This is a genomic window from Pseudidiomarina planktonica, assembly GCF_900177775.1.
In the GTDB taxonomy this organism is placed as follows: Bacteria; Pseudomonadota; Gammaproteobacteria; order Enterobacterales; family Alteromonadaceae; genus Pseudidiomarina; species Pseudidiomarina planktonica.
Genome location: NZ_FXWH01000001.1, coordinates 758304 through 780844 on the forward strand (window position 1 = coordinate 758304; position 22541 = coordinate 780844).

Genomic DNA, 22541 nt, shown 5'->3' on the forward strand with positions numbered 1-22541 from the left:
TCATTCGGAGTCAGCCAGCAACATGCAGAACCTTGAAAACTTACGCAGCAGCGCCAACAACCTGTCGCAAAAATATGGCTATATAGTAAAAGGATTCGGTACCCCACTGGCGGTACTGATGATTTTGGCCATGGTGGTATTACCCATACCGCCGATTCTGCTGGATACTTTCTTTTCCTTCAGTATCACCTTGTCGCTGGTGGTGATGCTGGTTGCGGTGTATACCAAACGCCCGCTGGACTTCGCCTCTTTCCCCACTATTTTGCTGATTGCTACCGTACTGCGCTTAAGTCTGAACGTAGCTTCTACCCGTATTGTACTGCTGGAAGGCCACACCGGACCAGGTGCTGCGGGTAGCGTTATTGAAGCCTTCGGTAGTGTGGTTATCGGTGGTAACTACACTGTTGGTCTGATTGTTTTCTTAATTCTGATCATTATTAACTTCATGGTTATTACCAAGGGTGCGGGCCGGATTTCCGAGGTGTCTGCACGCTTTACCCTGGACGCTATGCCAGGTAAGCAAATGGCCATTGACGCCGACTTAAATGCCGGGCTTATTTCACAGGAAGAAGCCAAAGAGCGGCGCCACGATGTAACCCGTGAGGCTGACTTCTACGGGTCCATGGACGGTGCCAGTAAGTTCGTTAAAGGGGATGCCATTGCCGGTATCCTGATTCTGGTTATCAACATTGTTGGTGGCTTCCTGATCGGCATGATTCAGCACGATTTAACCTTCTCTGAAGCTGCTGAAATTTATACCTTACTTACCATTGGTGACGGCTTGGTGGCACAAATACCAGGGCTATTACTGTCGGTAGGTACCGCTATCATCATCACCCGTGAAAACGACACCAAAGACATGGGTGAGCAGGTGGTGTTCCAGTTGGCTGAAAACCCACGGGTAATGATTATTGCCAGTGCTGTACTGTTCGCACTTGGCGTGATTCCCGGCATGCCACACTTTGCGTTCCTGACCATGTCGGCACTGCTGGCGGGAATTGCTTACCTAAAAATCAAGAAAGGCAAAACCGCGGCAGCAGATGAAGCCAAGAAAGTGGAAGCAGCCAAAGAACAACCAGCTTCGGCGCAACGCGAGCTGGGTTGGGAAGACGTAAACCACGTGGATACTGTTGGTCTGGAAGTGGGTTACCGGTTGATTCCGCTGGTGGACAAAACTCAAGGTGGCGAGTTGTTGACGCGCATTAAAGGCGTGCGCAAGAAGCTTTCCCAGCAGTTGGGCTTTTTAGTTCCTGCCGTACATATTCGCGACAACCTGGATTTAGGCCCGAATAGCTACCGCATTACGCTCATGGGCGTAACTATGGGCGAGGCCGATATTCGCCATGACTGGGACTTAGCTATAAATCCCGGTCAGGTATTCGGCAAATTAGAGGGCGAGCCAACCAAAGATCCGGCGTTCGGTCTGGATGCGGTATGGATTCGTCCGGAGAAGCGTGACCACGCGCAAACGCTGGGCTACACCGTGGTTGACGCGGCTACTGTAGTTGCTACCCACTTAAGCCAAATACTTACCAACAATGCAGCGCAGCTGCTAGGCCATGAAGAAGGCCAAAACCTGCTCGACATGCTTGCCAAAAATACGCCGAAGCTGGTGGAAGGACTGGTTCCCGACACTATTAGCCTGGGCACCTTCGTGAAAGTTCTGCAAAACCTGCTGGACGAAGGCATTGCTGTGCGTGATCTGCGCACCATCGTACAAACCCTGATTGAGTATGCCCCACGCAGCAAAGACCCCGATGTGCTTACCGCGGCCGTGCGTATTTCACTGCGCCGGTTGATTGTGCAGGACATTAGCGGCGGCGCTGCTGAGTTACCTGTCATTACCTTGGCGCCAGAACTGGAACAGATGTTGCATCAGTCTCTACAGGCAGCAGGCAATGATGGTAACAACCAGTCTGCAGCAGGTATTGAACCTGGTTTAGCCGAGCGTTTGCAGCAGTCATTACAGCAAGCGCATCAGCAACAGGAGATGAACGGTGAAGCGTCAGTATTGCTGACCTCCGGAATTTTACGCAACACCATGGCGCGCTTTGCCCGCCACGCAGCCAACGGCATGCGGGTGCTGTCGTATCAGGAAGTACCGGACGACAAACAAATTCGAATTGTGAGTTCTATTGGCGGCCAGGCCGAACCGGCACCAACAGCCTGATAGAGCAAAACTGAAAACTAGAATTGAAACATTGAGTAAGGGTGAATGCTTTGAAAATTAAACGCTTTTTTGCCAAAGATATGCGTACTGCACTGTCTGATGTGAAAGCTGCATTGGGAGCTGATGCGGTTATTATGTCAAACAAACGCGTGAATGGCGGAGTGGAAATTGTGGCTGCCATTGACCCGGATTCACGCCGCCCTGAAGCCAAGCCAGCGGCGCAGCCGGCTGCGGCCGCACCACGTGCTGAAGCCAGCCAGGCGGAAGCTGAGCCAGCAGACAGCTTGCAAGCCTTGTTGCAGCGGCAGGCGAAGATGCTAGGTGAAGAGCCAGCCCAGTTGCCAGGTAGAGCGGCGGCAACCAGTCCGGCGCAGGCTCCTCGCGCACCGGCTCAAAATTCGCAACCGGCACAAATGGAAGTACCAGAGAATTTCCAGGCGGCACAGCCTGAGCAGGAAGGCCCCGCTGATACTATTAGCGGCGGTCGCGACGAATTAAAAGCACTGCAAAACGAAATGGCAGGCATCAAAAAATTATTGCAGCATCAGGTATCGGGTTTGATGTGGCAGGAAATTGAACGTAGCGAACCAACTCGCGCTATGTTGATTAAGCGCCTACAGCAAATGGGTTTAGCCAGTGGTGTAGCCGATCAGCTGTCCTGTTTTATTCCGGAAGCCGAATCAGATGACGAAGCCTGGGAACAGACACTACATATTTTACAAGGTCAGATTCATACCACCAAAGACGACATCTTGACGCAAGGTGGCGTGGTGGCTTTAGTTGGTCCTACCGGCGTGGGTAAAACCACCACAGTTGCAAAATTAGCCGCTCGTTATGCCCAACAGTATGGTGCTGAGAACGTCGCTATGGTGAGTACAGATACCTTCCGTATTGGTGCGACTGAACAATTACAAACCTATGGTCGTATTATTGGTTGTCCGGTTAAAATTGCCAGAGACGCGCGCGAGCTGTCCGATATTTTGTTACAATTACGGCAGAAAAAGTTAGTTTTAATTGATACGGCGGGCATGAGCCAGCGTGACTTGCGCTTAAGTGAGCACTTGGGCACTTTAATGGGCAATGCTCGTTTGCAAATCAGACCTTATCTGGTGATGTCAGCAACCGCGCAATCCCCAGTACAACAAGATATACTGCGCCAGTTCAAGAAACTGCCACTGGCTGGTTGTATTTTGACCAAACTAGACGAATGTATGAGCTTAGGTGAGGTATTGAGTGTTGCCATAGAGCATGCTTTACCAGTAAGTTATGTCACAGACGGTCAGCAAGTTCCGGAAGATTTGAAAGCGGCAGACGCAGGCTTTTTAGTAGCCGAAGCTGAACGTCTTTATGAGAAAAGCATTTGTTCAAATTATGCTTACATGACATCATCTTCTATGAATGTCTGAAAGCAAGTTTCCGGTTTGCGACAATAACCGAACATGGCAACGCAAATCAGGGTCCAGACAAAGCAGTAATGCTAAAAAGTTAGGCAGAAAAATCCGTGGTATTAGATCAAGCGAGTGGCCTGCGAAGAATGAAAAAATCAATGGTAAAAGTAATAGCAGTAACCGGTGGTAAAGGTGGCGTGGGTAAAACCAACGTAACCTTGAACACTGCCATTGCTATGGCTGAGCAAGGCAAACGGGTATTAGTTCTGGATGCTGACTTAGGTTTGGCGAACGTGGACGTAATGCTCGGGTTGCGGGTTGAACGCAACTTATCGCATGTTCTCAGCGGCCAGTGCGATCTTGAAGATGTGCTGGTGGAAGGCCCAAGCGGCATTAAAATTGTGCCGGCAACCTCGGGCACCAAGAATATGGTGGAATTGTCACCCGCCGAACACGCCGGTTTAATTCGCGCCTTTAGCAGCTTGCAAGGCGACTACGATGTGTTGTTAGTAGATACCGCTGCCGGTATTTCTGACATGGTGCTGAGCTTTGCTCGCGCCGCTCAGGACGTGATGGTAGTAGTGTGTGATGAACCTACCTCAATTACCGATGCGTATGCCTTAATCAAAATTCTAAGCCGCGAGCACGGCGTATTTAAATTCAAAATTATTGCTAACATGGTTCGTACCATGCGCGAAGGTCAGGTGCTGTACAACAAACTGACCAAAGTAACCGACCGTTTTTTAGATGTTGCGCTGGAATTGGCGGCGATTGTGCCGTTTGATGAAAATTTACGACTAGCCGTGCGCAAGCAGCAACCTTTTGTGAAAGCATACCCGAAATCACCGGCGTCGCTGGCGATTAAGACCTTGGCGGTACGGGCTATTAATTGGCCTATTCCGGCACAACCTGGGGGGCATATGGAATTTTTCCTTGAGCAATTGATAGGATCTGCCGACAACCAATTAGAGCGAGATGTCGCGAGTGAATAAAGCGGCTGCTTACACAGCTACTGCGGCAAGTCCGCAGCAGGTTATTGAGCAGCACACCGGTTTGGTAAAACGTATTGCCCATCATATGATGGCCAGGTTGCCTGCCAGTGTGCAGGTTGATGATTTGATTCAGGCGGGCATGATTGGTCTGCTGGAAGCTGCTCGTAATTTTGATAATACCAAAGGTGCTAGTTTTGACACCTTTGCCGGTATTCGTATTCGTGGCTCGATGCTTGACGAAATCAGGCGCGGCGATTGGGCGCCGCGGTCGGTACACCGTAACGGTAGGTTACTGGCCAGCGCGGTGCGGGAAGTCGAAAATGAAACTGGCCGCGATGCCCGTGACATTGAGGTAGCAGAGAAACTTGATATTGGACTTGATGAATATCATCATATGCTAAATGATGTAAGCTCAGGGCGCATGATCGGCATTGAAGATTTGGGTGTTAGCGAAGATGTATTGGTGGCAGAACACCAAAGTGTTGATCGCAATGAGCCGGAACGTGCCATAGAGCATCAGGCGTTTCATAAAGCACTTGCCAATACCATTGCCTCATTACCGGAACGTGAAGCCTTAGTATTGTCACTATATTACGATGAAGAACTAAACTTAAAAGAAATAGGCGAAGTGCTCAGTGTAAGCGAGTCTCGCGTCAGTCAAATTCACAGTCAGGCAATGGTGCGGTTAAAAGCGCGTATGCAAACCTGGGTTGACTAATCAGCGTATTTTTCAGTAACCATGATCGAGAGCCTCAGCGGAGGGTGCTTTGGATAAAAATATGAAAATTCTTGTGGTAGATGATTTTTCTACCATGAGACGTATCATCAAAAACCTATTACGTGACCTTGGTTTCCAGAACGTATCGGAAGCCGACGACGGTAATACGGCGCTGCCTATGTTGCAAAATGGCGACTACGACTTTGTAGTTACCGACTGGAACATGCCAGGCATGCAGGGTATTGATTTGCTTAAAGCTATTCGTGCTGACGAGAACCTGAGCCACCTGCCGGTGCTGATGGTTACCGCCGAAGCGAAGCGTGAGCAAATCGTTGCAGCCGCTCAGGCTGGTGTGAACGGTTATATTGTTAAGCCTTTTACCGCCGCAACTTTGCGTGAAAAGCTTGAGAAAATATTCGAGCGTATTAAGTAATCTAACGGGATCCAATTATGGCTTCAGATAGCATTCGGATCTCGCTGGCGCAAGCCAAGGAGCTCGTTGAACTATTAGAGCAAGGCGAACAAGCGCAAGCAGATGCCCTTCTTGGCGAAATCGTCAAAGTCCAACACGATGAGTTATTTGCATCGGTAGGCAGGCTTACGCGCGATTTGCATGACTCGTTACAGGATTTCCACGTAGACCCGCGGTTAGAGTCGTTAATGGAAGACGAGCTTCCGGATGCGAAGAACCGCCTCAACTATGTTATTCAACGTACCGAAGATGCCGCTAACAGAACCATGGATGCGGTTGAAGCCAGCTTACCTATTGCTGAGCAAATGCATCAGCAAGTTAGTCATATCCAGCCCGTTTGGGACCGTTTAATGAGTCGTGACTTAGAGCTGAACGAGTTCAAACAGCTTTGCCACGATGTTGATAGTTTTATTCGCGATTCAGGCCAGCATGCTGCGCATTTGCAGGGGCTAATGACTGAAGTACTGATGGCACAGGATTACCAGGATATTACCGGCCAGGTGATCCGTCGCGTGATTGAATTGGTACAGGATGTTGAACAAAATCTCATCGAATTGCTGAAAGTATTCGCAAAACGTGAAGATTCTGAAGTGCAGGCCGATAAGAAAAAAGCGAAGCCTGACAATATTGGCGCAGAAGGCCCAATTATTGACGCAGAACAACGTGACGATGTAGTAAACGGGCAAGATGAAGTCGATGACTTATTGTCGAGTTTAGGATTTTGACGGAGCACAATGAATGAGCTTTGACGTAGATGAAGACATTTTACAAGACTTTCTGATTGAGGCTGGCGAGATTCTCGAGCAGCTCTCTGAGCAGTTAGTTGAGCTCGAAAACAATCCTGATAATCAAGAACTCCTGAATGCTATATTCCGCGGCTTCCACACCGTGAAAGGTGGCGCCGGGTTCTTGTCGCTAACGGCGTTGGTTGACACCTGCCACGGCGCTGAGAACGTGTTTGATACCCTTCGTAATCACCAGCGCAAAGTGACCTCTGAACTCATGGACGTTATTTTGCAGGCGCTGGACACTATTAATGCCCAGTTCGCGGCCACTCAGGCACGCACCGAGCCAGTTCCTGCCAGCCCTGAGTTACTAGCAGCGTTAGACCGCTTAGCTAAACCGGCTTCGGAAGACGAAGCTGCAGCAGAGCCTGAAGCAGAACCGGAAGAACCAGCAGCTGAAGAGCCTGCGGCAACGCCTGAAGCCGGCAGCGAAGGCGGCGTTGACGAAATTACCGATGACGAATTCGAAGCGATGCTGGACGAACTGCATGGTGGCGGCGCAAGTAAGCCTGCCAAAGCTAGCAAGCCAGCAGCGCCAAAAGCCGAGAGCCCGAAGGCCGACAGCGGCGATGCCGGTGCTGATGATGAAATTAGCGACGACGAATTTGAAGCTTTGCTGGATGAAATTCACGGCAAAGGTGGGCCTGGTGCGGGCACTCCGCCAGCCGCTAAAGATACCAGTAAGAGCTCGAAGAAAGAGACTGCTGACGATTCGGATGAAGAAATCACCGATGATGAATTTGAAGCTTTATTAGATGAAATTCATGGCAGTGGTTCTGCGCCTGCGAAAGACAAGAGTAAAGAGCCGGCCAAGCCAGCTGCAAAACCAGCAGAGAAAAAAGCAGAAGCGGCTAAACCTGCTGCAACGCCAGCCGCACCAAGCTCAGATAAGCCTGCTGTAGTTGCCGATAAGAAGCCGGCAGCACCAGCTGCGCCACCGCCGGAAACTACCGTGCGGGTGGACACCAAACGCCTTGACCAGATTATGAACATGGTTGGCGAATTGGTATTAGTGCGTAACCGTTTATTAAGTTTGAGTGTAAATAACGAAGACGAAGAAATGAGTAAAGCCATTGCCAACTTAGACGTGGTAACTGGCGACTTGCAGGGCGCGGTGATGAAAACCCGCATGCAACCAATTAAGAAAGTGTTCGGTCGCTTCCCACGCGTGGTTCGTGACCTGGCGCGTAGCCTGAAGAAAGAAATTAATCTTGAACTGCATGGCGAAGACACCGACCTGGACAAAAACCTGGTTGAAGCACTTGCCGATCCACTGGTGCATTTGGTGCGCAACGCAGTAGATCACGGTATTGAAATGCCGGACGATCGTGAGAAAAACAAAAAGCCAAGAACAGGTACGGTATTGTTGTCGGCCTCTCAGGAAGGCGACCATATTCTGTTGTCGATTAAAGACGACGGTGCCGGTATGGATGCCGAGAAGCTGAAGAATATAGCTATTGGCAAGGGTATTCTGGATACCGATTCAGCCGCCCGCATGTCGAACGAAGACGCCTACAACCTGATTTTTGCGCCGGGTTTCTCAACCAAAGAGCAAATTTCTGACATATCCGGTCGTGGCGTTGGCATGGATGTGGTGAAAACTAAAATTAATCAGCTTAATGGTACTGTAAATATTCAGTCCGAATTAGGCAAAGGCACCGAATTAACCATTAAAGTGCCGCTAACTTTAGCCATTTTGCCTACCTTAATGGTGATGGTAAAAGAGCAGACCTTTGCGCTGCCGCTAGCCGGGGTTAGTGAGATTATTAATCTTAATATGGATCAAACCAATGTAGTGGACAACCAACTCACATTGATTGTGCGTAAACGCGCAATTCCGTTGTTCTTCTTAGAGCACTGGTTGACTCGCAAGCCGGACCGTAACCAGCGCAATGAAAACGGTCATGTAGTGGTTGTACAAATTGGCAATCAACAGGTTGGCTTTGTAGTAGATGGCTTAATCGGCCAGGAAGAGGTGGTTATTAAGCCGCTCGACCTGCTATTACAAGGAACTCCGGGCATGGCTGGAGCAACCATTACCAGTGACGGTGGTATTGCGCTGATCCTCGATATTCCGAGTCTGCTAAAATACTACGCCCGTCGCCTTTAACGAGCGAAGTAAGTAATGACAGTATCTGTATTGGTAGTCGACGACTCTGCCTTTTTCCGTCGTCGGGTAACCGAAATACTAGAAGCAAATAGTGACATAAAAGTTATTGGCACGGCCAATAATGGTGAAGATGCGGTGGTGGAAGCCAAACGTTTGCGACCCGATGTCATTACTATGGATATTGAAATGCCGGTGCTAGATGGCATTTCAGCAGTGCGCCAAATCATGGCAACAGCCCCTACCCAAATTCTAATGTTCAGCTCATTAACGCATGAAGGGGCGCAAGCCACTTTAAATGCGCTAGACGCTGGTGCGGTAGACTTTCTGCCGAAAAAATTCGAAGACATTGCGCGCAATCGTGATGATGCGGTGCTGGTATTACAGCAACGGGTGCTGGCCTTAGGTGGTACACGCACTCAGCCGGTATTACGGACGCCGTCGCCAGCGCCCCCTACTAGTGGCTTATCGTCGTTAGCTGCGCGACTAGGACGTAGCAGTGACGCTAGTTCACGGCGGGAGCCAGCTTCGGCACGTGAGCAAACGCCACCGCCACGGCGCGAAACCAGATCTGAACCTGCGGCACGGCGCCCCAGTGCGGCCATTGATGCCGGTTCGCTGCAAACCAGTAGTCAGTATCAGTTACTAGCCATTGGTACCTCTACGGGCGGCCCGGTAGCCTTACAGCAAGTACTAACTAAGTTACCGGCAAACTTTCCGTATCCGATTGTGATGGTGCAGCATATGCCAGCCGCCTTCACCAATGCGTTTGCGCAGCGCTTAAATGGCTTGTGCCAAATCACAGTTTCAGAAGCCGCCGATGGCGACGTGCTGAAGCCAGGGCATGCTTATTTAGCCCCAGGCGGTAAGCAAATGCTGATTGAGGGCCGTGCAGGTAGCGGCCGGATTCGTATTCGCGATGACGAAAACGCACGCCTGACCTATCGCCCCAGTGTTGATTTAACCTTTGCGTCGTTAGCCAAAAGCTATCAGGGCAAAGTGCTGGGCGTTATTTTAACTGGTATGGGCGCTGACGGCCGCGAAGGCTGTCGTATGCTGAAAGAATTGGGCGCTAAAATTTTGGCGCAGGACGAAGCCACTTCGGTGGTATATGGCATGCCGCAAGCAGTAACCCAGGCGGGTATTGCCGAAAAGAATATTCCGTTACCTGACATGGCGGCGGCAATATTGCGTGAAGTGGGGTACCGGCGCTAATGAAAATTTGGACCGTAGCCAACCAGAAAGGCGGGGTGGGTAAAACTACCACGGCGGTTGCGCTTGGCGGTTTGTTAGCGCAAAAAGGTAAACGGGTGCTGTTGGTAGATACCGACCCGCATGCGTCGTTAACCTATTATTTTGGCATTGACTCAGAAACGCTTGAGTATACGGCGTTCGATTTATTTACCGACACCGGTGCGGTAGGCGTTGACGAGGTTCGCCAGGCTATCTGTAAAACCGCTATTGACGGTATTTCGGTATTGCCCTCGAGCATGGCACTCGCCACGCTGGACCGTAAACTTGGCGCACGCAGTGGTATGGGACTGGTACTAAAACGCGCGCTGAACTTGTTAAAACATGATTTTGATTACGTATTGATTGATGTGCCGCCAGTGTTGGGGGTGTTGATGGTGAATGCGTTGGCCGCCTGCCGGCGGGTATTGATTCCGGTGCAAACGGAGTTTTTGGCGTTAAAAGGTTTGGAGCGCATGATGCGTACCATGAGTTTGATTCAGAAATCACAGAATCAGGAACACAGGTATACCATTATTCCGACTATGTACGACAAACGTACCCGCGCCTCGCTACTGGCTTATGACAAGTTACGCGAAACCTATCGTGAGAAAGTGTGGCCGGGCATGATTCCGGTGGATACCAAGTTCCGTGACGCCAGTACCGCTCAGCAGCCACCTAGTTACTATGCGCCTACAGCGCGCGGTGTGCATGCTTATAACGCATTGCTGACTTACCTGATTCAACAAGACCGGCAAGTGGAGCAGTTACGATGAGTCGCTCCAATACAGATAAAGCTATGCGCGAGTATTTGTCGGCGCTGTTAACCGAGGAACGTGAAACCCTCACGCAGCCGTTGCGGCACGAGCCGGTAGCACGTTTGCTGGAACAGGTTAAGCCTGAGCCGTTGGTGGAAACAGAAATTAAGTCAGTACAGGAAGAACCGGTAGTAGGGCGTATTGCGCCACGCACCGAACCTGTGACCAAAGCGCCACCGCCGCCGGAGCCAGAATCAGAACCGCCGCAAGCAGACGTACCAGTTGCTGATGCCGAAATTATTGCTGATGTGGAAGCCCACAAAGGTGACGCTGGTCAGCCGCCTGGTACCAGCATGGAAGAATATCAGCAGCATGAATTTCAGGCGCTGTTTTTTAAAGTAGCCGGGCTTACGCTGGCGGTGCCGCTGAAAAGCCTTGGCGGTATTCACAGTATGGGTAAAACCAGTACCTTATTTGGCAAGCCGGACTGGTTTGTTGGCATTATGACCGAGCGCGACGACAAGTTGCAGGTGGTGGACACCGCACGCTGGGTGATGCCGGAAAAATATAGTGAGAAATTAGCCAGCGAGCTGGATTATCAATATTTGATTATGCTGAGTGATAGTAGTTGGGGGCTGGCCTGCGAAGAGCTAGTAACTAGCACCACCATTCAGCCCGATGCCATTCAGTGGCGTCGAACTGATCAAGGCAAGCGGCCCTGGTTGGCCGGGGTTGTGCGCGAGAAAATGTGCGCGCTATTAAATGTAGATGAGCTGATTGCCATGCTTGACAAAGGCATGGGTAGTCAGCAAGGTTAACTAACAGCATTCGAAAGGAATGGGAGCAACGGTCATGAGTGATAGCCGTACAGTAAAAAAAGCAACCGACATAGACGGTAACGATGAGGTGTTGCAGTGGGTTACCTTCCGCCTGGAAGAGGAAACCTACGGTATTAATGTAATGCAGGTGCAGGAAGTATTGCGCTACAGCGAAATTGCACCGGTACCTGGCGCCCCTGATTATGTGTTGGGTATTATTAACCTGCGCGGCAACGTGGTGACTGTTATCGACACTCGCACGCGCTTTGGTTTGCCTACCACCGAAGTTACCGACAGCACCCGTGTGGTTATCATTGAAGCCGATAAGCAAGTGATTGGGATTATGGTAGATAGCGTTGCCGAAGTGGTTTACCTGAAAAAATCTGACATCGACAGTGCGCCGAATGTGGGTACTGAAGAAAGTGCTAAGTTTATTCAGGGTGTTAGCAACCGCGAAGGCGAGCTGCTGATTCTGGTTGATTTGAATAAACTATTAAACGATGAAGAGTGGGATGAGATTTCTCGTCTGTAAATCTGCCCTTGGAGCGCGTTGATGAGCATTGGCTTTACGATAGTTCTGTTAATCAGCGTGCTGGCTTTGGCGGTCACTCTGGCAGTGAGTGTTTACTTACTGCGTGAAGTGCGCGAGTTACGCCAGCAAGTTCAACCATTGCAGGACAGGCTGACCACAGTGACTAAAGCAGCCCATGAAGTACTGCGGCTGCGCAAAGAGTTTCGCGAGTTACAAAGCGGTACTTTGGGCGTAACTAAGCAGTTGCATAGCCTGGAGCAGGCCAATACGGATTTGCAGTCACGCCTGCAGGAAGTAGCGGACCAGGATCCTGAAAGTAGACAGTATCAGCGCGCCGCTAAATTGGTGGCCAGTGGTGCCAGCGTTGAAGAACTTATGCAGGAATGTGAACTACCACGTGCCGAAGCCGAGCTACTGATGTCGGTTCACAAACACAGCAACTCTTAAGCCTGTCCGAAGAAACGTCCTTCCGGCATGGTCCAGTGTTCCGGAAAGCGACCATCTAACAAGTACGCAAAGGCAATCAGCTCCGCAATAATCACATATAAATCGCGCGGTATTTCCTCGCCAACGTCCAGCTGCGCCAAACTGTTGGCCAGTTCTGGGTCTTCATGTACCAACACCCCGTTAGCTTTGGCTAAATCAATAATCTGCTCGGCCAGGCCGTCAAAGCCCTTAGCTACCACCGAGGGGGCGTTACTACCGTTGTAACCCAGGCCAATGGCTTGTTTTGATTTACTCATGTTGTTTACACCTGAATGTGAATGCTGTTTTCGCCGGGTTCGCGTAGCGTGTCTGGCACTTTGCCACGAATGGCACTGAGTTCAACCTTAGGCACCTGCAACTGGTCTAAACGTGCCTGCAGAAACTTCAGCCGCTCCTGAATATGCACCCGCGCCCCTATATTTTCAGTAATAAAAACAATACTGGTTCCGCTTTGTTGATATTTACCTTTTACCAGCACCGGACCGTACTGGCTTAACTCCATTTTAAGCTTAAATAACCATTGATCTTCAGCGGCTTCGGCTTTGCGCTTTTTCTCGTGCAGACGGCGCTGAATCAGTACTTCGGCGTCTTTCTGCTGGGGGCCGGTGCCCATGGGCAACAGTATATGGTAGTCGGGAGCGCCCACCCGGCTTGATTCGGTCAGTATGGCCTGACTGAAGCGCGCGCTGTTTAAGCCGCCGCTCAGCACTTGCAACAGTTGCTGCAAGGTATTGGCCGGTAAATTGGCAAAACTTAACGCGTTAGCAGCGGCCGGGTTTGCTGCCGGCGCAGCCGCGTTCGCAGTGGCCGGCCCAGGTGGTTGCCCTTGCAACCATTGCGCTAGGTTCTGGCTGAAATTATTGGTGGCGGTGGTGGTTGCCGCAGGTTGTCCGGTGGTTTGTCCAAGCCGTGCCGCCAGAGTTAAAAGTAATAACTGACCAATGCCGCCGAGACTCTGCTGGGGGTTTAAGCTAACCGGACGCGCTGCAAACCATTGGCTGACCCACTGCTGCAGAGCTTCGCTGCGGGTAAAGTCAGCCCCTTGCGGTAGCTGGGTAGCAACGGCCTGCAATAAATTTTGTAAGGTTGCCGCCGGCGTTGCAGCCGCTGCTGCCGGCTGAGCCGCAGTAGTGTTAGTAGCTGGCTGTGTTGCCGCCGTAGCTAATTGACTTGCCAATTGCTGAATCAACTGACGTAGTTCGGTTGGCGCTAGTTGATTACCCTGTAATGGCAGTAACGCGCGGGTCGGATTTTGTGTCGCTGGGGTTAGCAGAGGTGCTGCCGCTGTTGCGGCCGGCTGACTAGCCGTTACTGGCTGGTTAAGTGAGGTTAGCGGCGTGGTTCGCGCAGGCGTGCCAATGAGCTTTTCAATCAACGCGGGTGGCAGTTTCGCCAGCGGTATGTCGGCCTGCACTGAAGTTTGTCCTGGGCGTGCTAGTTGCAGTTGTACTTGCGGCGCTGGCGCGGAGCTGGTGGCCGGCAATAAGCGCAAGGTGAGCTGGGCCGGGGCCTGCGTTGGTGCAGGCGCGGCGGGCGATGCCGATGCTAATAATTGCCGGGTTAAATTTGGCGCCAGCTGACTTAGGTTTACCTGCCACAACGGCTTGCCGCTGGCGGGGCCTGACATGATCAGTTGCGCCGGATTTCCCGGCGGCGGTTGCAGTTGCACCGGCTGTTGTAGCGAGGGCAATGCCCGCGATCCTTGCTGCAATTGCTGTAGTTGACTGGTGACTTGCTGCCACAACATAGTGTGTAGCTGATTCGCCGTTTGTTGCACCAATACTTGCTGACCAAGTTGTATGGGCTGTGGCGCTGCGGGCAATTGCTGCGGCGTTATAGTTACTTGTTGGCGGCCAATAGTCATTAATAACTGATCCCGCGCTACCGCCATCACCGCCAACAGTTGAGGATTACTCAAAGGTGGTAGCGAGCCAGTTCCCGTGGCGGCTGGGTTTTGCGCGACAGAGCCTGGCATAGAACCCGCTGCGGGCGCTGCCGAGCTGGCTGCCGGCTTGCTAAGCCCGCCGTTGCGCAGCGCCTGTACCAGTTGTGATAAAAGATCAGCCATACATTCCTGAACCCATTTAAGGTGACACCATTGGTTACATTAACGGTTACATTATCCGCTCATGATGCCCGTTGAAAGGCTTGTTACAGCATAGAAAACTGCGCGCGCCTTGTGGTATTATCGGCGGCATCTGTGCGTCGTTTAACAAAGGTAACGCAGTTATTTCCACGCCATCACTATTGCATGCCGAGGGTTTAACCTCAATTCGCTCCGAGCGAACTCTATTTAGCGGTGTGTCCTTTACGCTAGGGCGCGGCGAGCTGCTGCATGTAGAAGGCCCTAACGGTGCCGGTAAGTCAACGCTTTTGCGCATGCTGGCAGGGCTGTTCAGTGACTATCAGGGCGCCATTAAATGGCTTGACGGACAAGCAGCAACAAGCGAAGAAGTGCGTCGGCAAACGCTGTTTCTGGGGCATAAAGCTGGTATTAAAGCCGAGCTGTCAGCACTTGAAAATTTAGCCTGGCAACAACAGCTGGACGGCGTGCAGGCGAATGCCTGGGATTTACTTGAACAAATCGGGCTGCTTGGCTTAGAAGATATTCCGGCGCAACAATTATCGGCTGGGCAGCAGCGTCGCATAGCGCTAACGCGCTTATGGTATAGCCCGGCGCTAGTGTGGTTATTAGATGAGCCTTTTACCGCACTGGATCGTCAGGGCATTCAATTGCTTGAACAGCGGATGCAGGAACATTTAAGCACCGGTGGCGGCATTATCATGACCTCGCATCAACGGCTGTCAGTGCCGGCGGCCACCATTTTACTGGGCGCCGAGGTTATGAATTATGACTAGAGGCTATCGAAGCCAACTGGCGGCGTTGTTAAAACGAGATTTGAAGGTGGCATTGCGCCGCCGCAGTGACGTGATTAATCCGTTGCTGTTTTTGTTTATGGTTATTAGTTTGTTCCCGGTCGCTATTGGCCCCGGGCCTGATATTTTAGCGCGTATTGCACCGGGAGTGATTTGGGTGGCGGCGCTATTGGCGTCGTTGCTGGGGCTGGAACGTTTGTTTCGCGATGATTATCAGGACGGCACGCTGGAGCAGTTAGTGCTCTTACCGTGCCCATTACCACTGGCGGTGCTGGCGAAAATACTGGTGCACTGGTTGCTAACCGGCTTGCCACTGGTGCTGATTGCGCCGTTACTGGCGTTATTACTGAACCTGCCGTTGAGTGCCTTACCTGTATTGTTAATCACCTTGTTGCTAGGCACCCCGGTGTTAAGTGCGGTGGGAGCCGTAGGTGCAGCATTAACAGTGAGCCTGCAGCGCGGTGGCGCCGTACTAAGTTTGTTAGTATTGCCGTTATTCATTCCATTACTGATTTTTGCAACGGCAGCGGTGGAAAGCGCCGTGTTTGGCGCACCGGTTTTCGGCCAGTTACTGCTACTGGCCAGTTTTAGTATTTTAACTTTGACCTTAACGCCGTTTGCAGTAGCGGCAGCAGTAAAAGTGAGCGTGAACTAACATGTGGCGATGGTTACACCCCTATGCAAAAGGCGAAGCAACCTATCAGTTGCTGGGCCGCTGGTTACCCTGGGTAACTGCTCTGGCACTACTCAGCTTAACGGTTGGGCTGGTGTGGGGGCTGGCGTTTGGGCCGGCTGACTATCAACAAGGCGACAGTTACCGCATTATTTACATTCATGTGCCGGCGGCTATTTTTTCAATGGGTGCTTATGCAGGTATGGCCATCATGGCCTTTATAGCGCTGGTGTGGCAAATTCGCACGGCGGAATGGAGCATTGCGGCTATTGCACCGGTTGGTGCCGTACTAACCTTCATTGCCTTATTTACCGGCGCTGCCTGGGGCAAACCTATGTGGGGCACCTGGTGGGTGTGGGATGCGCGGCTTACTTCAGAGCTGATTTTATTGTTTTTGTATGCTGGCGTAATGGCGCTTTATTATGCGTTTGAAGATGCCCGCACCGGCGCCAAAGCTGCCGGAATACTGGCGCTGGTTGGGGTGGTTAATCTGCCGATAATTCACTTCTCAGTCGAGTGGTGGAATACCCTGCATCAGGGCGCCACTATTACGAAATTTGCGAAACCCTCAATGGCTACTGAAATGTTGTGGCCGCTATTAATTTCGCTGCTCGCTTTCGCGCTCATGACAGCCGCCTTTGTAATGCTGCGCTTGCGCCATGAAATTTTGCGCCATGAATTGCATCGCCCCTGGGTACGTGAGGAACTTTTGAATCCTAAGTCGGCCTCAGCAGACATTAATTCGCAGCAGGAGCAAAGCTAATGGCATTTGACAGCTTCCGCGATTTTATTTTAATGGGTGGCTACGGTTTTTTCGTGTGGCTGTCTTTTGGTGTGACTTTTTTAGCCTTATTCGCACTGCTGTTGCAAAGCGTGTTAACGCGCCGGCAATTACAGCGTGACTGCGCTCGCCAGCAACATCGCCAACAGCGGCTGGCCAAACGCCAGGCTGCAACCCAGAACAATAGTGTACAAAACAGTGCCAAGGAGTAACTACGCATGAATCCACGCCGCAAAAAACGCTTACTACTAGTTGCCGCTTTGGTGATTGGGGTTGGTGCTGCGCTGAGTCTGATGCTGGTAGCACTAAATCAGAATATTGACTTGTTTTACACGCCTTCGGAAGTGGTTGAAGGTAAAGGTAAGCAACAAATTAAGCCCACCGTAGGGCAACGCATGCGCATTGGTGGCATGGTGGTGGAAGGCTCGGTGCAACGGGACCCTGAAACCTTACAGGTTAGCTTTCAATTAGTGGATACCGGCCCGGAAGTCACGGTGTTATATACCGGTATTCTGCCGGACCTGTTTCGCGAAGGGCAGGGTGTAGTAGCCCAAGGTGTTTTAACCTCGCCCACGGAAATGACTGCGTCTGAAGTACTGGCCAAGCACGACGAAGAATATATGCCGCCGGAACTGGCTGAAGCGATGAAAGGTATTCGTCACGAGAATCCGAATACCCGTACGGATTACATGAAAAAAGACGAGCAAGCACAACCAGACACCTCTGAACAGGATGGGAAATCAGGTTATGACCGCTGAGTTAGGCCACTTAACACTAGCACTGGCATTCGCCTTTTCGGTATTGCTGTGCGTTATTCCGCTATGGGGCGTGCATCGCCAGCATAGCGGCTACATGAGCCTGGCGCGACCGCTGGCTTATGGCCAGTTTCTGTTTACCGTACTGGCCTTTATTGCCCTTACCTGGGGCTTTATTAGCAACGACTTCAGTATTGCCTATGTGGCAGCTAACTCGAATACCCAACTACCGGTGGTTTATCGCATTACTGCAGTGTGGGGCTCGCATGAAGGGTCGTTCTTATTGTGGATGGTGATGCAGGCTGGTTGGGCCGCGGCGGTAGCGCTGTGGTCACAGCGGATGCCGCTGAGCATGACGGCGCGGGTGCTGGCGGTATTGGGCCTCATTAGCGTTGGCTTTTATCTGTTCATGATTACCGTATCAAATCCGTTTGACCGTAGCCTGCCGCTCATTCCGGTAGACGGCCGCGACTTAAATCCGTTGCTGCAAGATCCGGGCATGATTATTCATCCGCCGTTGCTGTACATGGGTTACGTTGGCTTTTCGGTGGCTTTCGCCTTTGCTATTGCCGCCCTAATGGCGGGTAAACTGGATACCGCCTGGGCGCGCTGGTCGCGTCCCTGGACTACCGCAGCCTGGGTATTTTTAACCGTAGGTATTGCGCTGGGAAGTTGGTGGGCATACTACGAACTCGGCTGGGGTGGCTGGTGGTTCTGGGATCCGGTAGAAAATGCCAGCTTTATGCCATGGCTGGTTGGTACCGCCTTAATACATTCCTTAGCGGTAACGGAAAAACGTGGTGCCTTTAAGGCCTGGACAGTTTTGTTGGCTATTGCGGCCTTCAGCTTAAGCTTGCTGGGTACCTTCCTGGTACGATCCGGGGTATTGGTGTCGGTGCATGCGTTTGCCACTGATCCCGCCCGGGGTTTGTTTATTTTAGGTCTACTGGTGGTCGTTATTGGCGGCTCCTTGCTGCTGTTCGCGCTGCGAGCTGGCAGCGTACAAAGCCAAACCAAGTACGAGGGTGTGTCACGCGAAGTGATGTTGCTGGGCAATAATATATTACTGATGGCTGCCACCTTGGTGGTGCTGGTGGGTACCTTATTACCGCTGGTGCACAAAGAACTGGGCTTAGGTTCTATTTCTATTGGCGAACCCTTCTTTAACCAAATGTTTTTGTATCTGGTAGTGCCTTTTGCCGCGCTACTTGGTTTCGGCCCGTTAACCCGTTGGCGTCGGCAGGCATTGTCTGACATTAAAGGCAGCTTATTGCTGGCCTTTGGACTGGCGTTGCTGCTGGGCTACTTGCTACCGGTATTGCTAACCGATCAGGTAACTGCCATGGCGGTACTGGGTTTGGTGATGGCGCTGTGGATAGTGTTAACCACAGTAGCCGAAGTGCGCTTACGACTAGTACAACGCGGCCAGGGTATACAAGGCTTAACCCGACTAGGGCGTAGTCACTGGGGCATGGTACTGGGTCACTTAGGTTTTGCCGTGATGCTAATAGGCATTACCGCCGTTAGTAATTACGAAATTGAGCGCGACGTTCGACTAGCGCCGGGTGAGCACATTGAAGTTGGTGGTTATTACTTCCATTTCGACAAGTTGGCGCGGGTAGATGGCCCGAACTACGATGCTGATCGTGGCTGGTTTAGTGTGTATCAGAACGACACTCTGGTTGCACAAGTGGAAAGTGACAAACGTTTTTATCGGGTGCAGCGCACCAGTATGACGGAAGTTGGCTTAGATGCCGGCTTTACCCGCGACTTGTATGTGGCTATGGGTGAACCTATTACCACGAGTAATACACCGGATACCTGGGCATTGCGCATATACATTAAGCCGATGGTGCGCTGGATTTGGGGTGGTGCGTTAATTATGGCTTTGGGCGGACTGTTAGCCTTTACCGATAAACGCTATCGGGCCCAGCGCAAAGCGAATGAGTTAGCCCCGGGGAGCGCCTGATGTCTAAAACCACACGATTGTTGGTGTTGTTTATACCGCTGGCGTTATTCCTTGGCATGACCTTATTCCTGCTGCGGGGGCTGTTTTCTGACCCGACCGAGTTAAGTTCGGCGTTAGTGGGTAAGCCAGTGCCGGCTTTTGAGCTACCTGATATTTATGATACCGATACCATGCATACCGAAGCGGTGTTGCAAGGTCAGCCGATGTTGTTGAATGTATGGGCAACCTGGTGTCCTACCTGCCGGGCTGAGCACGAGTACCTGAATAAGCTGGCCGCTGAGGGTGTGCCTATTGTTGGCTTAAACTATAAAGACGATTCTCGTGAAAAAGCGGTGAACTGGCTGAATACTTTAGGCGACCCTTACCAGTTAAATCTGTACGACGAACTTGGCAAAGTGGCGCTTGAGTTTGGCGTATACGGCGCCCCTGAAACTTTTATTATTGATGCGCAAGGGCGTGTTGTTTATCGCCATGTTGGCGACGTAAACGAGCGGGTTTGGGAAGCCAAGCTGCGGCCGCTGTTTGAATGTCTGCAACAGGGAGCACAGCCATGCGAAGTTTAATGACGTTGGTGTTTGGCCTTAGCTTTATGTTGCTGAGCCAGCATGCCACGGCCGATCAACGCGAGTTCGAAACCGCTGCGCAACAGCAGTTGTATTATGAACTCATTAATGAACTGCGCTGCCCTAAGTGTCAAAATCAGACCATAGCGGATTCTGACGCGCCCTTGGCAAAAGACTTACGCGACCGTAGCTACGACATGGTGATGGCTGGCCAGAGTAAGCAACAAGTAATAGATTTTATGGTGGCTCGTTACGGCGATTTCGTGCATTACCAGCCACCAATGCAATGGAGCACCAGCATTTTATGGCTAGCCCCGCTGCTGGCAATAGGGTTAGGTATAGTGGTTATTACATTCATGGTGAGAAGCCAGAAGCAACAGCCGGTGACTTTGTCAGCACAGGAACAGGCGCGCTTGAAGCAGTTACAACAAGGAGCCGATGATGATAGCTAATTGGTTGATTCTGGCACTGGTGTTACTTCTTGGTGGTGCCTTTTTACTGGTATTTGGCCGCCGTCAGAGTGACATTAAACGTACGCGGTTAACGGTAAATCGTGAGCTTTATCAGCAACGTATTCAAGAGCTTGAGAACGAAGCGAAAGACGGGGTATTGAGTAAATCGGCCCTGGCTGCAGCAAAAACTGAGTTGGATAAGCGCTTTGTGAATGAAAATGCGGAGCTTGAGCAAAAGCTGGAAACGTCGCAGCCGGTTAAGCTGTGGGTAGTAGCGCTGCTGGTAATGGTTATTGCTAGCGGGGTTTACTATGGCAGTGGCAGCTGGCGCTTGCAGTTGCAAGCCGACGACGCTTTGCTGGCATTGCCGGAGCTTGGTCGCCGCGCATTACAGAATGATCAGGAACAATTAACCCCGCGCGAACTGGATACCTTTGCGCTGGGCTTGCGCCAGAAGCTGGCCCGGCAGCCAAACGATGCCGTGGCATGGTTGGTTTACGGCCGGGTGATGTTGGCACAGGGGCAAATGGAACAAGCTATTGATGCGATGCAGCGGAGCTATGATTTACAACCTGATCGCATGGGAACTCTGCTGAGTTTTAGTCAGCTGTTGCTAAGCACGGGTGAGCCTCGTTATCTGGCTCAGGCCGCTGAGTTGCTGGTGCAAGCGTTGCAACAAAATCCGCAAAGCCCCGATGCATTGTCGTTACTCGGGTTTGTGGCCTATGAACAGCAAGACTGGCAAGAAGCAGTAACTGCCTGGCAATTACTATTAGAGCAACTGGAACCTGGCGATGGCCGCTACGCGGTTATTGAAGAGGCTTTAAGCGATGCCAGACAACGCTTAGCAGGTGCCGATACAGCTATTCGGGTTACCGTGGATCTGGCGCCTGAGCTGCAAGCAGCGGTGCCTGAGGGGGCCACTTTGTTTGTGTATGTACGTGACCCCGACGGCAACCCGATGCCGGCAGCTGTGGTGAAACAGCCAGTTACTGAATTTCCGGTTACAGTCACTTTAAGTGATGCGGATGCTATGCTTGCTGACTACACCTTAAGTAGTCTGGAACAATGGCAAGTGCTGGCGCGAATATCTGCCGATGAACGCATTGATGCTAGCCCGGGTGATCTTGATGGTCGCTCTGAGGTTATAACTACCATAACCAACGAAACCCTTAACGTTACTATAAACAACCGTATTAACGATGGTCGCTAACTGAGTACAGGATTCTATGAAACATTTATTGATGGCTTTTATGCTGGCGCTGCTGGCAGGTTGCAGTAGTACCGGCGATAACGGCGACGATGATTATGCCGACCCGCGCGACCCGTTTGAAACCGTGAACCGGGATTTATGGGACTTTAATCAGTCGCTGGATGAAGCCGTGATTAGACCGGCGGCGCTGGCCTACGAAAAAATTCCTGAGCCGGTGCGCAATGGCCTGTACAACATGGCCGAGAATCTGGATGAGCCATCTTCTACAGTAAACAACCTGCTGCAATGGAAAATAGCCGACGCTGGTGTTTCACTAAGCCGATTTGTGCTGAACTCAACGGTCGGCTTGCTGGGCTTTTTTGATGTGGCCGGCGAGTTAGGTATGACCAAACGGCAGGAAGGTTTTGGTGAAGTGCTAGCAAGTTGGGGCGTGGGGAATGGCCCGTATTTGATGTTGCCTGCGATGGGGCCAACTGTGGTAACCGACCGCGGCGGCGATTATGTTGACGGGCTGTACTTTCCACTGGATGTGCTGAGTTGGCCTGCCAATCTTGCACGTTATACCATTAAGGGTTTAACCATGCGACTGGAGCTACGCCGTCAGGAAGACGTGTTGGAGAACTCGCTGGATCAGTACTCATTCGTGCGCGAAGCCTACTTTCAAAACTGGCGGAATAACGTTTATGACGGTAATCCACCACTGGAAGAGCCGGAAGAGTTCGAAGAATTCGAAGACTTTGACGACGATTAACGCAAAAATGTCTTAATTGGCCTTTGTACATTGACGGATGGCGTATGCTGA

24 protein-coding genes are annotated in these 22541 nt (G+C 51.4%); 22 read left to right on the forward strand and 2 right to left on the reverse strand.

The window, feature by feature from the left end; all coding sequences use genetic code 11:
• The first annotated feature begins 22 nt into the window (after window positions 1-22).
• The 12 genes from flhA to CCE91_RS03590 all read left to right on the forward strand — a co-directional run bounded on the left by flhA (window position 23) and on the right by CCE91_RS03590 (window position 12417).
• On the forward strand, window positions 23-2170 hold the full coding sequence (flhA, locus tag CCE91_RS03535; RefSeq protein ID WP_086433876.1) for a flagellar biosynthesis protein FlhA: 2148 nt from the start codon (window positions 23-25) through the stop codon (window positions 2168-2170).
• A 41-nt stretch (window positions 2171-2211) separates the two neighbouring features.
• Window positions 2212-3576: a flagellar biosynthesis protein FlhF gene (gene flhF, locus CCE91_RS03540; RefSeq protein ID WP_234996251.1), complete on the forward strand. Its 1365-nt coding sequence runs from the start codon at window positions 2212-2214 to the stop codon at window positions 3574-3576.
• A 128-nt stretch (window positions 3577-3704) separates the two neighbouring features.
• Window positions 3705-4550 (forward strand): MinD/ParA family protein, encoded by an 846-nt coding sequence (locus tag CCE91_RS03545; protein ID WP_086433877.1) that lies wholly within the window; start codon window positions 3705-3707, stop codon window positions 4548-4550.
• Complete coding sequence (locus tag CCE91_RS03550; RefSeq protein WP_086434814.1) at window positions 4543-5268, forward strand: RNA polymerase sigma factor FliA; 726 nt, start codon at window positions 4543-4545, stop codon at window positions 5266-5268. The genes CCE91_RS03545 and CCE91_RS03550 overlap by 8 nt, the downstream gene beginning before the upstream one ends.
• Before the next feature lie 49 nt (window positions 5269-5317).
• The gene (gene cheY / locus CCE91_RS03555; RefSeq protein WP_086433878.1) at window positions 5318-5701 is read left to right on the forward strand and encodes a chemotaxis response regulator CheY; all 384 of its coding nucleotides are present in this window, start codon (window positions 5318-5320) and stop codon (window positions 5699-5701) included.
• A gap of 17 nt (window positions 5702-5718) precedes the next feature.
• Complete coding sequence (locus CCE91_RS03560; RefSeq protein WP_086433879.1) at window positions 5719-6465, forward strand: protein phosphatase CheZ; 747 nt, start codon at window positions 5719-5721, stop codon at window positions 6463-6465.
• 13 nt (window positions 6466-6478) lie between these two features.
• Entirely contained in the window at window positions 6479-8635 is a 2157-nt protein-coding gene (locus CCE91_RS03565; RefSeq protein ID WP_086433880.1) for a chemotaxis protein CheA, read from the forward strand.
• A 15-nt stretch (window positions 8636-8650) separates the two neighbouring features.
• Window positions 8651-9847, forward strand: a complete 1197-nt coding sequence (locus tag CCE91_RS03570) for a protein-glutamate methylesterase/protein-glutamine glutaminase (RefSeq protein ID WP_086433881.1) — start codon at window positions 8651-8653, stop codon at window positions 9845-9847.
• Complete coding sequence (locus CCE91_RS03575; protein ID WP_086433882.1) at window positions 9847-10638, forward strand: ParA family protein; 792 nt, start codon at window positions 9847-9849, stop codon at window positions 10636-10638. The genes CCE91_RS03570 and CCE91_RS03575 overlap by 1 nt, the downstream gene beginning before the upstream one ends.
• Complete coding sequence (locus CCE91_RS03580) at window positions 10635-11438, forward strand: chemotaxis protein CheW (protein ID WP_086433883.1); 804 nt, start codon at window positions 10635-10637, stop codon at window positions 11436-11438. The genes CCE91_RS03575 and CCE91_RS03580 overlap by 4 nt, the downstream gene beginning before the upstream one ends.
• A 34-nt stretch (window positions 11439-11472) precedes the next feature.
• A complete protein-coding gene (locus tag CCE91_RS03585) occupies window positions 11473-11970 on the forward strand; it encodes a chemotaxis protein CheW (protein ID WP_086433884.1) in 498 nt (165 codons plus the stop codon).
• 21 nt (window positions 11971-11991) lie between these two features.
• The gene (locus CCE91_RS03590) at window positions 11992-12417 is read left to right on the forward strand and encodes a DUF2802 domain-containing protein (RefSeq protein WP_086433885.1); all 426 of its coding nucleotides are present in this window, start codon (window positions 11992-11994) and stop codon (window positions 12415-12417) included.
• Here CCE91_RS03590 and CCE91_RS03595 read toward each other — a convergent pair.
• Together CCE91_RS03595 and CCE91_RS03600 are read right to left on the reverse strand one after the other, a co-directional pair.
• Window positions 12414-12713: an EscU/YscU/HrcU family type III secretion system export apparatus switch protein gene (locus CCE91_RS03595; protein WP_086433886.1), complete on the reverse strand. Its 300-nt coding sequence runs from the start codon at window positions 12711-12713 to the stop codon at window positions 12414-12416. The genes CCE91_RS03590 and CCE91_RS03595 overlap by 4 nt on opposite strands.
• Before the next feature lie 5 nt (window positions 12714-12718).
• Entirely contained in the window at window positions 12719-14524 is a 1806-nt protein-coding gene (locus tag CCE91_RS03600) for a hypothetical protein (RefSeq protein WP_086433887.1), read from the reverse strand.
• 128 nt (window positions 14525-14652) lie between these two features.
• Here CCE91_RS03600 and ccmA point away from each other — a divergent pair, with 128 nt between their 5' ends.
• The 10 genes from ccmA to CCE91_RS03650 are packed head-to-tail and all read left to right on the forward strand — an operon-like array spanning window position 14653 to window position 22490.
• Window positions 14653-15315 (forward strand): cytochrome c biogenesis heme-transporting ATPase CcmA, encoded by a 663-nt coding sequence (gene ccmA, locus CCE91_RS03605; protein ID WP_086434815.1) that lies wholly within the window; start codon window positions 14653-14655, stop codon window positions 15313-15315.
• Window positions 15308-15988 (forward strand): heme exporter protein CcmB, encoded by a 681-nt coding sequence (gene ccmB, locus CCE91_RS03610; RefSeq protein ID WP_086433888.1) that lies wholly within the window; start codon window positions 15308-15310, stop codon window positions 15986-15988. Before ccmA ends, ccmB begins: the two co-directional genes overlap by 8 nt.
• A 1-nt stretch (window position 15989) precedes the next feature.
• Window positions 15990-16769 carry a heme ABC transporter permease gene (locus CCE91_RS03615; RefSeq protein WP_086433889.1) on the forward strand — a complete coding sequence of 260 codons (780 nt, stop codon included), beginning with the start codon at window positions 15990-15992 and terminating at the stop codon, window positions 16767-16769.
• Entirely contained in the window at window positions 16769-16999 is a 231-nt protein-coding gene (ccmD, locus tag CCE91_RS03620) for a heme exporter protein CcmD (RefSeq protein WP_086433890.1), read from the forward strand. The genes CCE91_RS03615 and ccmD overlap by 1 nt, the downstream gene beginning before the upstream one ends.
• 6 nt (window positions 17000-17005) lie before the next feature.
• Complete coding sequence (ccmE, locus tag CCE91_RS03625; RefSeq protein ID WP_086433891.1) at window positions 17006-17545, forward strand: cytochrome c maturation protein CcmE; 540 nt, start codon at window positions 17006-17008, stop codon at window positions 17543-17545.
• Window positions 17535-19511: a heme lyase CcmF/NrfE family subunit gene (locus CCE91_RS03630; protein ID WP_086433892.1), complete on the forward strand. Its 1977-nt coding sequence runs from the start codon at window positions 17535-17537 to the stop codon at window positions 19509-19511. Before ccmE ends, CCE91_RS03630 begins: the two co-directional genes overlap by 11 nt.
• On the forward strand, window positions 19511-20074 hold the full coding sequence (locus CCE91_RS03635) for a DsbE family thiol:disulfide interchange protein (protein ID WP_086433893.1): 564 nt from the start codon (window positions 19511-19513) through the stop codon (window positions 20072-20074). The genes CCE91_RS03630 and CCE91_RS03635 overlap by 1 nt, the downstream gene beginning before the upstream one ends.
• Complete coding sequence (locus CCE91_RS03640) at window positions 20062-20526, forward strand: cytochrome c-type biogenesis protein (RefSeq protein WP_086433894.1); 465 nt, start codon at window positions 20062-20064, stop codon at window positions 20524-20526. Before CCE91_RS03635 ends, CCE91_RS03640 begins: the two co-directional genes overlap by 13 nt.
• Entirely contained in the window at window positions 20516-21739 is a 1224-nt protein-coding gene (ccmI, locus tag CCE91_RS03645) for a c-type cytochrome biogenesis protein CcmI (protein ID WP_159454931.1), read from the forward strand. The genes CCE91_RS03640 and ccmI overlap by 11 nt, the downstream gene beginning before the upstream one ends.
• Window positions 21740-21755: 16 nt before the next feature.
• Window positions 21756-22490 carry an MlaA family lipoprotein gene (locus CCE91_RS03650; RefSeq protein ID WP_086433896.1) on the forward strand — a complete coding sequence of 245 codons (735 nt, stop codon included), beginning with the start codon at window positions 21756-21758 and terminating at the stop codon, window positions 22488-22490.
• Window positions 22491-22541: the final 51 nt, after the last annotated feature.